A 2,314-nucleotide genomic window follows, 5' to 3' on the forward strand; every position below is an offset into this window, starting at 1 on the left:
ATGTTAATGTCCATTCTGGTAACTTAGTCGGATCGATTGTAACCGTTACGTCAAATGTTTTCGTTTGGCCGGCAGGAATTTTGATACTTGCTGGCATATCAAATGTAACAGCCGCTGAATCGATATCATTCTGGAAGCGTTGTTCTGCCATTAATGTGTAAGTTTTCGCTTCTGCAGAGAAGTTTTTCACAGAAATGGTTTTCGTCATTGACGCAGTTTCACTTAATGACACAAGACCAAAAGCTAAAGCAGCTTGCATGGTATCTTTATCATAAGCGACAACTGGCAAGTTGATAGATTTTTCAATATCAACCAGACCGGCACCGATGTAGCTGATTGGTGCTAATTCTGCATCTGCATTTAATGCGATAGGCTCAACTGTAACATTCAAGTTTGCCGCGTTCATCATAGTGGCTTTAATTTCAAGCGCGCTACGATTTGGCAGTGCCTCTTTTACAATACTCATTGCGCCAGCCGTAATAGGGCTAGAGAAAGATGTACCACTGATTGGAGATAAGCCGTCGCCTAAACCTGGGTGAGCGGTCATGATAGACGTACCAGGAGCTGTGATTTCAGGCTTTAATGTGCCTGCAATTGATGGGCCGCGAGATGTAAATGTCGCAATAGCACCTGCAGTTGTCACTTCAACTGAAGTGATAGAGAAAACAACATCACCTTTAGCCAGTTCAGCTTTTAATGCATCGCCTTCTTCTTTTGAAATCATTACAGCAGGGATAGTGACCTTTGGATCACTACCACCCATGTTAAATGCTCCATCATCAGCTACGTTATTGGCAACAATGACAAAAGAGGCACCTTTATCTTGAGCACTCAATACTTTCTGAGTAAATGCACAGCCACCACGATCAATGATTACAGTTTTACCTGTAAAGTCTGTTCCAGCAGCAAATGCAACACAACCATCTAGATTTTCAGTAGGAAGTACCAATGGCGCAGTTGTGTTGTTAAAAGAAAATGCGTTAGTGGTATTAAAACCAGCCCCGTATGCTTCTAGTTCAACACCAGCAGCAGAAGCGTCAATTTTTCCAACGGGTGTTGTCGGGTGAGTCATTGCGCCAACAGATAAAGCATTATTCGATGTACTAGGACCGCCAACAACAAATGGTGTCGCACCATCGTTACCTGCAGAAATCACAAGGTTTACGCCCAACTCAACCATTTCATCAATTAGCTCTTGTACTGCACCGCCTTTAGTATCACCAAAATCACCACCTAACGACATGTTAACCGTGTTCACACGGTCAGAAATATCGCCATCATTGTTGGGATCCATGGCGGCTTCTAACGCATAAAGCTGAGCAAGACCTGGACAACCAGAATTACATACAGAGTAAACATACAATTCAACATCTGGTGCAATACCAACAACTGAATGGCTAACATGAGTACCGTGGTTGGTACTGACATCAATTGGATTTGGGTCGTCATTCATAAAGTCGTAACCACCGACAACTTTACCTTGAGGCCAGTTTGGCATTTCAGATTGTGCAGCGACAGCAGCTTGGTAGTCAGCTATTTCACCAGAGCCGCCTAATGCTGCATGAGTGTAATCAACGCCTGTGTCTAATACCGCTACTTTTTGTCCTTTACCAGAAGCTATACCTGCTTCGATAACCGCTGTTGCACCAATGTAATCAGCGCTATCGGCAACATCTAACTCGTAATCATAGATAGGCAAAATATCTGCAACGTCTGAATTCTTTAGTAAAGATATTAATTGTTTTTTATCTGCTTTAACTAAAATTGAGTTAACCAGTTTCGACGTTTGGCCCACAACTTGAATGTCTGCGCCTAAGCTTTCAATAGCACTTAATACACGAGACTGTGATTCTTGAACTGAAATAGAAGCTTGTGTTGATGAGACTTTAGATAAACGTGCTTGCTGTGATACTGATTGAGTATTTAGTTTGATCATCCAAGCTGAAACGGTGGATTGTTTCTCTTCTTTACTGACTTTTAAACCAGCATACTCATCGTTTGCTTGGTTAGTTGTATTATACTTATTTGCAGGTTCTGCAAAACAAGCGCCAGAGACTAATACAGCCGAAATGGCTAATGCTAATTTTGTCTTCACAACTTCTTCCTTGTTTTAGACACCACTCAATTTGAGGGAGATATCGCTGTAACACAATAAATAATAAGTGATGGTGTTTATAATATTTTCGGTTTTTTGCTACACTCAATGGCACATCAGTAGCATTTATAGCACAAAAGTTTAACAAAAGTAACACCGAAACTTAAGAAGTCGGTAATCAATTGTTAATAAGTATGTGCGAGTTTGTGATTGATGTTG

At 41.2% G+C, this 2,314-nt stretch carries 1 protein-coding gene; it reads right to left on the reverse strand.

What is annotated here, in order from left to right; translation table 11 throughout:
• Positions 1 to 2,095, reverse strand: a 2,095-nt coding sequence (locus H5202_RS20835) for a S8 family serine peptidase (protein ID WP_182773745.1), incomplete at its 3' end; no start/stop codon positions are given.
• Positions 2,096 to 2,314 lie beyond the last annotated feature (219 nt).

The organism is Shewanella sp. SG41-4, from assembly GCF_014164505.1.
Classification (GTDB): Bacteria; Pseudomonadota; Gammaproteobacteria; order Enterobacterales; family Shewanellaceae; genus Shewanella.